The following is a 6,803-nucleotide window of genomic DNA, read 5'->3' on the forward strand; positions in this document are numbered from 1 at the left end:
AGAACCCTCGTCCCGGCAGACCCGGGCGGGAAAGGGAGATGAACGGTGTTTGCGCAGGTCAAGGCCCCTTCGGGACGGGTGAGGTAGCGCCGGTGCACATCGTCATCATGGGCTGCGGCCGCGTGGGCTCGGCCCTCGCGAGAGCCCTGGAGAAACAGGGCCACTCGGTGGCCGTGGTCGACCAGGACCCGACCGCGTTCCGTCGCCTGGGCGCCGGGTTCAACGGGCGCCGGGTGACCGGGGTCGGCTTCGACCAGGACACCCTGCGCGAGGCGGGCATCGAGGAGGCCGGGGCGTTCGCCGCCGTCTCCAGCGGTGACAACTCCAACATCATCGCGGCCCGGGTCGCCCGGGAGACCTTCGGCGTCGAGAACGTCGCGGCCCGGATCTACGACCCGCGCCGCGCCGAGGTGTACCAGCGCCTGGGCATCCCGACCGTGGCGACGGTCCGCTGGACCGCCGACCAGATGCTGCGCCGGCTGCTGCCGAGCGGCGCCGAGCCGCTGTGGCAGGACCCGAGCGGCAGCGTGCAGCTGGCCGAGGTCGCGTACCACCCGAACTGGGTCGGTCAGCGGATCAGCCGCCTGGAGGAGGCCTCCGGCGCCCGGGTGTCGTTCGTGACCCGGCTTGGCGAGGGGGTCCTCCCCTCGCCGCAGATGGTGGTGCAGGAGGGCGACCTGGTGCACGTGATGCTGCGCCGGACCGACCTGACGGCGGTCGAGGCCGCGTTCGCGCAGGGGCCGAAGGAGGAGGGTCACTGATGCGGGTCGCCATTGCCGGGGCCGGTGCCGTGGGCCGCTCGATCGCGGGCGAGCTGCTGGAGAACGGTCACGAGGTCCTGCTGATCGACAAGAACCCCAACTCCATCTCGGTGGAGCGGGTGCCCATGGCGGAGTGGCTGCTGGCCGACGCCTGTGAGATCACCTCGCTGGACGAGGCGGCGCTGCAGCGCTGCCACGTGGTGATCGCCGCGACCGGCGACGACAAGGTCAACCTGGTCGTCTCGCTGCTCGCCAAGACCGAGTACGCGGTGCCCCGGGTGGTCGCCCGGGTGAACAACCCGAAGAACGAGTGGCTCTTCAACGAGTCCTGGGGCGTGGACGTGGCCGTGTCCACCCCGCGTCTGATGTCCGCCCTGGTCGAGGAGGCGGTCAGCGTCGGCGACCTGGTCCGCCTGATGCGCTTCAGCCAGGGCAACGCCAACCTGGTCGAGCTGACCCTGGCCGGCGAGGCCGAGCTGGTCGGCACCCGGGTCGGCGACGTCACCTGGCCGCCGGACACCGCCCTGGTGAGCATCATCCGCGAGGGCCGGGTGCTGGTGCCGAGCAAGGACGACACCCTGGAGGGCGGCGACGAGCTGCTCTTCGTCGCGGCGCAGGAGCGCGAGGAGGAGCTGGAGCAGCTGCTGTCGGCCACCTCCGGCGCCCAGTAGGACCAGCACGCGCGTACGGCCGAGGGCCCGCACCCCCACAGAAAGGGGGGTGCGGGCCCTCGGCCGTACCGGGCGCATACCGGGCGCGTATCGGGCGCGTATCGGGGGGAGCGGCTACTTGGCCGGCTCGTCCTCCTCGTCGTCCAGCGGTGCCTTGATCGGCGGCGGCGCCTTCAGCAGGATCTGCCAGGTGACGTACATCGCCAGCAGCAGCGGCGGGATGCCGAGGGCCACCTTCAGCCAGCCGAGCAGGTTGACGTTGTGGGTGAAGTACAGCGGGAAGAGGATCACCGGCTTGAGGCCCATGATCACCACCCAGGCCCAGGTCGCCTTGGTGTAGGCGGCGAGGCGGCCCGGGTTCTCCTTGCGCCAGGTGAACATCTCGCCGGTGATCGGGCCGAGCATCACCCCGATCATCGGCCAGCGCACCAGGGCGGAGACCGCCATGGCGACGCAGTAGCCGACGCTCCAGAGCAGGCCGGGCAGGTAGAAGTCCTCGGCCTTGCCGCTCTTCATCGCGATCCAGGCGCCGAGGGCGACGCCGAACACCCCGCTGAAGGCGTGCTGGATGGTCTCCCGCCGAACCAGCCGGGCCACCACGAACAGGGCGCTCAGGCCGAGCGCGGCCCAGGCGGCGGCGCTGACCTGGTGGGTGACGTTGTAGGTGACGATGAAGACCAGGCCGGGCAGCGTCATGTCGATCATGCCGCGCACGCCGCCGAAGGCCTGCAGGACGGTGTCGGCGGCCTCCTTGGAGGCGGCCTGCCGGGCGGCTTCGGCGGCCGCCGGGTCGAGGGGCCGCTCGGCGGCCGGCCCGGTGCCCTCGACCGACCGGGCCAGTCCGTCCACCGCCTCCGCGGCGGCGGCGTCCTGCCAGGCCGCCACCTCGGTGGCGTCCAGGTCGATCCGGGCGGCGGCGTCGCCGCCGGGGTGATTGCTCACGCTCATTCGCTCCCGTGTCCGACCGGACGCAGTTCGTAGCGGGGGTTGAACAGCACGCGGCGCCCGCGTGCGTGACTGATCCGGCCGCTGGCGACGAGCCGGCGGCCCGGCTCTATGCCCGCGATCGAGCGGCGGCCCAGCCAGACGACCTCCAGTGCCTCGGTGCCGTCGAAGAGCTCGGCCTCCAGGGCCGGCACCCCGGCCCGTGGGCGGAGCGTCACCGTGCGCAGCGTGCCCGCGACGGTGACCAGCTGCCGGTCGGCGCAGCCGGCGATCGGCGTGCAGCCCGACTCGGCGGCGCTCTCCTGGCGCAGGTCCTCGGCGTCCAGTTCCTCGGCCGAGGTGGTCAGCCGGCTGAGCATGCGGCGCAACCGCCCCTGCGGCCGGCCGCTGCTGTTGTCACCACTCATGTCGGCAGGGTACCGGGTTCCGGGGCCCCGGCGGCAGGCGTCGCGGTCGCCGGGGCCCGTGCGAGCGGGTCTTCGGACCCCTGCTCAGCTCTCGAAGCGGTAGCCCATCCCCGGTTCGGTGATGAAGTGGCGCGGGTGCGAAGGGTCGCGCTCCAGCTTGCGACGCAGCTGGGCGAGGTAGACCCGCAGGTAGTTGGTCTCGGTGCGGTAGGCCGGGCCCCACACCTCCTGGAGCAGCTGGGTCTGGCTGACCAGCCGGCCGGCGTTGCGGACCAGGACCTCCAGCAGGTGCCATTCGGTGGGCGTGAGGCGTACGTCGGTGCCGTCCCGGTTGACCTTCTTGGCGGCGAGGTCGACGGTGAAGCTCTCGGTGACGACCAGCGAGTCGTCCTCCCCGGCGACCGGCTCGGCCCGGCGCACGGCGGCGCGCATCCGGGCGAGCAGCTCGTCCATGCCGAAGGGCTTGGTCACGTAGTCGTCGGCGCCTGCGTCCAGGGCCTCGACCTTCTCGTCGGAGGCGTGCCGGGCCGACAGCACGATGATCGGCACCCTGGTCCAGCCGCGCAGGCCGCGGATCACCTCGACGCCGTCCATGTCGGGCAGGCCCAGGTCGAGGACGACCACGTCCGGATGGCGTGCGGCGGCCAGTTCCAGCGCGCTCGCCCCGTCATGGGCCGCGTCCACCTCGTACTTGCGGGCCTTGAGGTTGATCACCAGTGCGCGGACGATCTGCGGCTCGTCGTCCACGACGAGGACCCGGGTCATTTACGGGCTCCGCCTTTCAGGCTGTCGGATCTTACGGACTGTGTCTTGGCTGTTCGTACGACGTGGGCCGCCGGGCGACGGCGGCCCGGGCCGGCGGGCCTCCCGCGATCAGCCGGAACTCACGTGATCAGTTCCGAGAGCGGATCGTGGCCCTCGCCGCCCGGCCCGTCCGGTTCGGGCGGCCGTTCGGCGGCGGGCAGGGTGACGACCATGGTGAGGCCTCCGCCGGGGGTGTCCTCGGCGGTGACGGTACCGTCCATCGCCTCGACGAACCCTCGCGCCACCGCGAGCCCGAGGCCGACCCCGGCGCCGCGCGGCGCGTCCCCGTAGCGCTGGAACGGCGCGAAGATCCGCTCCTTGGCGTCCTCGGGCACGCCCGGGCCGCGGTCCACGATCCGCAGCTCGACCCGGCCGGGCCCGCCCGGCGGCTGCAGGGCGTCGGCCTTGACCAGCACCTTGACGCCGTCCGGGCTGTACTTGACGGCGTTCTCGACGAGGTTGGCCAGCGAGCGCTCCAGCAGCCCGCCGTCGGCCCGGATCATCGGCAGCGTCTCCGGCACCTCCAGCCGGACGGCCTCCGGCGGCACCCCGCCGAGCGCGTACGGCACCACCTCGTCCAGGTCGGTCTCCTGGATCAGCGGGGTGACGGTGCCGGTCTGCAGCCGGCTCATGTCGAGGAGGTTGTTGATCAGGTGGTCGAGCCGGTCGGCGCCGGCCTCGATCCCGGCCAGCAGCTCGGCCTCGTCCTCCGGGTCCCACTCGACGTCGGCCGAGCGCAGCGAGGTCACCGAGGCCTTGATGCCCGCCAGCGGGGTGCGCAGGTCGTGCGAGACGGCGGCCAGCAGGGCGGTGCGGATCCGGTTGCCCTCGGCCTCCCGGCGGGCCGCGGCGGCCTCCCGGGCCAGCCGGCGGCGCTCCAGCACCACGGCGGCCTGGGCGGCGAACGCCCCCAGCAGCCGCCGGTCGGTGCCGGGTAGCACCCGGCCGCGCAGCACCAGGGCCAGGCTCTCGCCGACCGGGACGTCCACGTCGGCTTCCTCGGGCCGCTGCGGCGGGTGCGGCCCGGCGGTGGCGACCGGTACCCAGCCGCCGGTCGGCTCCGGGCGTTCCAGCAGCGCGGCGCTCTCCTGGCCGAAGGTCTCCCGGACCTGTTCCATCAGCGCGGTCAGCACCCCGTCCCCGTTCGGGGCGCCGCGCAGCACCGTGCCGGCCAGCGCGCTGAGCGTCTGCGCCTCGGCCTGGGCGCGGGCCGCCTGGTGGGTGCGCCGGGCCGCCAGGTCCACCACGGAGGCGACCGAGCAGCCGACGACGGTGAATATCGCCACCGCCATGATGTTCTGCGGCTCGTTGATGGAGAACGTGTGCAGCGGCGGTGTGAAGTAGAAGTTCAGCACCGAGGAGCCGACCAGCGCCGATCCGATCGACGGCAGCAGCCCGCCGACCAGCGCCGCGCACACCGTCAGCGACAGGAACAGCAGCATGTCGGTGGACAGGCCCAGCCCGCCGATGGTGGTCAGCACCAGCGCCAGCACCGGTGGCCCGGCCAGCCCGATCAGCCAGCCGGCGATGGTCCTGGTCCGGCCCAGGTCGGTGATCCGCCGCACGGGTATCTTGCTGCGGCGCCCGTGCCCGGCGTGCTCGTGGGTGACCATGTGGACGTCGATGTCCCCGGCCTTCTGGGTGACCAGGGTGCCGACGCCCGGCCCGTACAGGTACTGCCAGCCGGGCCGGCGGCTGGTGCCCAGCACGATCTGGGTGGCGTTCACCCCGCGGGCGAACTCCAGCAGCCCCTCGGCCGGGTCGTCGCCCAGGACGTTGTGGAAGGAGCCGCCGAGGCTCTCCACCAGGGCGCGCTGCTCGATCAGCGTCTGCGGCGAGCCGGAGCCGGCGAGCCCGTCCGAGCGGGAGATGTGGACGGCCAGCAGCTCGCCGCCGGAGACGCGGGCCGCGATGCGGGCCGCCCGGCGGATCAGCGTCGCCCCCTCCGGGCCGCCGGTCAGGCCGACCACGATCCGCTCCCGGGCCTGCCAGGTGCCGACGATGCCCTGTTCGGCGCGGTACTTCTGCAGGTACTCGTCCACCCGATCCGCGGTCCACAGCAGCGCCAGTTCGCGCAGCGCGGTCAGGTTGCCCGGGCGGAAGTAGTTGGCGAGCGCGGCGTCGATCTTCTCCGGCATGTAGACGTTGCCGTGCGCCAGCCGGCGCCGCAGCGCCTGCGGGGACATGTCCACCAGCTCGATCTGGTCCGCCCGGCGGACCACCTCGTCCGGGACGGTCTCGCGCTGGCGCACCCCGGTGATGCCCTCGACCGCGTCCCCGAGCGACTCCAGGTGCTGGACGTTCACGGTGGAGATCACGTCGATCCCCGCCGCGAGCAGTTCCTCGACGTCCTGCCAGCGCTTCTCGTTGCGGCAGCCGGGCACATTGGTGTGGGCCAGCTCGTCCACCAGCGCCACCTGCGGGCGGCGCGCCAGGACGGCGTCCAGGTCCATCTCGGAGAACCGGGCACCCCGGTGCACCACCTGCTGCCGCAGCACGACCTCCAGCCCGGCGACGAGGTCCGCGGTCCGTCGCCGGCCGTGGTCCTCCACGAACGCCACCACGACGTCCGTGCCACGCTCCTGCCGCCGGTGTGCCTCGGCGAGCATGGCGTACGTCTTGCCGACCCCGGGGGCCGCCCCGAGGTAGATGCGCAGCCTGCCTCGTCCCATGAGCACCATTCTTGATCCGGCTCCGTCCGGGAGCCACCCCCGGACACCTGTTCCCCCCGCCTTCGAGACTACGGCGTGAACGGCGGTATTCCACTGATCAGTGCACTGAACAGGCGGTTTTAGCGGCATATTGACGGAGGACCAGCCACTCGGCGGGGGTCGCCCGGCAGCCGCCCACCGAATTCCGCCGGCTTCCGTCCGGTTTCCGGTACAACGCGAAAAGGCCCACCCGGGAACCCGGGTGGGCCTTTTCTGAAGAATTGTTCGGCGGCGTCCTACTCTCCCACAGGGTCCCCCCTGCAGTACCATCGGCGCTGTGAGGCTTAGCTTCCGGGTTCGGAATGTAACCGGGCGTTTCCCTCACGCTATGACCACCGAAACACTATGAAACTGTCGACCCGCCGGCAGGGCGGTCGTTGTTTCAGAACAACACAGTGGACGCGAGCAACTGAGGACAAGCCCTCGGCCTATTAGTACCGGTCAACTCCACCCCTCACAGGGCTTCCATATCCGGCCTATCAACCCAGTCGTCTACTGGGAGCC

6 protein-coding genes and 2 rRNA genes are annotated in these 6,803 nt (G+C 72.1%); 2 read left to right on the forward strand and 6 right to left on the reverse strand.

Annotated features, from left to right (window positions below; translation table 11 throughout):
- The first annotated feature begins 92 nt into the window (after positions 1-92).
- Entirely contained in the window at positions 93-761 is a 669-nt protein-coding gene (locus tag ACZ3YL_RS09600; RefSeq protein WP_188305346.1) for a potassium channel family protein, read from the forward strand.
- Positions 761-1,432: a potassium channel family protein gene (locus ACZ3YL_RS09605; protein WP_188305345.1), complete on the forward strand. Its 672-nt coding sequence runs from the start codon at positions 761-763 to the stop codon at positions 1,430-1,432. Before ACZ3YL_RS09600 ends, ACZ3YL_RS09605 begins: the two co-directional genes overlap by 1 nt.
- Positions 1,433-1,546: 114 nt before the next feature.
- Here ACZ3YL_RS09605 and ACZ3YL_RS09610 read toward each other — a convergent pair whose 3' ends face one another.
- From ACZ3YL_RS09610 to ACZ3YL_RS09635, 6 genes are all read right to left on the reverse strand, one after another.
- Positions 1,547-2,374 carry a DUF3159 domain-containing protein gene (locus ACZ3YL_RS09610; protein WP_317621109.1) on the reverse strand — a complete coding sequence of 276 codons (828 nt, stop codon included), beginning with the start codon at positions 2,372-2,374 and terminating at the stop codon, positions 1,547-1,549.
- A gap of 2 nt (positions 2,375-2,376) precedes the next feature.
- The gene (locus ACZ3YL_RS09615; RefSeq protein ID WP_188305343.1) at positions 2,377-2,784 is read right to left on the reverse strand and encodes an OB-fold nucleic acid binding domain-containing protein; all 408 of its coding nucleotides are present in this window, start codon (positions 2,782-2,784) and stop codon (positions 2,377-2,379) included.
- An 84-nt stretch (positions 2,785-2,868) separates the two neighbouring features.
- Positions 2,869-3,549 (reverse strand): response regulator, encoded by a 681-nt coding sequence (locus ACZ3YL_RS09620; RefSeq protein ID WP_033351413.1) that lies wholly within the window; start codon positions 3,547-3,549, stop codon positions 2,869-2,871.
- A gap of 119 nt (positions 3,550-3,668) precedes the next feature.
- Positions 3,669-6,260, reverse strand: coding sequence for an ATP-binding protein (locus tag ACZ3YL_RS09625; protein ID WP_465656451.1), 2,592 nt, complete (start codon positions 6,258-6,260; stop codon positions 3,669-3,671).
- A gap of 262 nt (positions 6,261-6,522) precedes the next feature.
- Positions 6,523-6,639: ribosomal RNA gene (gene rrf, locus ACZ3YL_RS09630) — 5S ribosomal RNA — on the reverse strand.
- 71 nt (positions 6,640-6,710) lie between these two features.
- Positions 6,711-6,803 (reverse strand): 23S ribosomal RNA (locus ACZ3YL_RS09635); the annotation flags it as partial.

The organism is Kitasatospora sp. NPDC023176, from assembly GCF_055560495.1.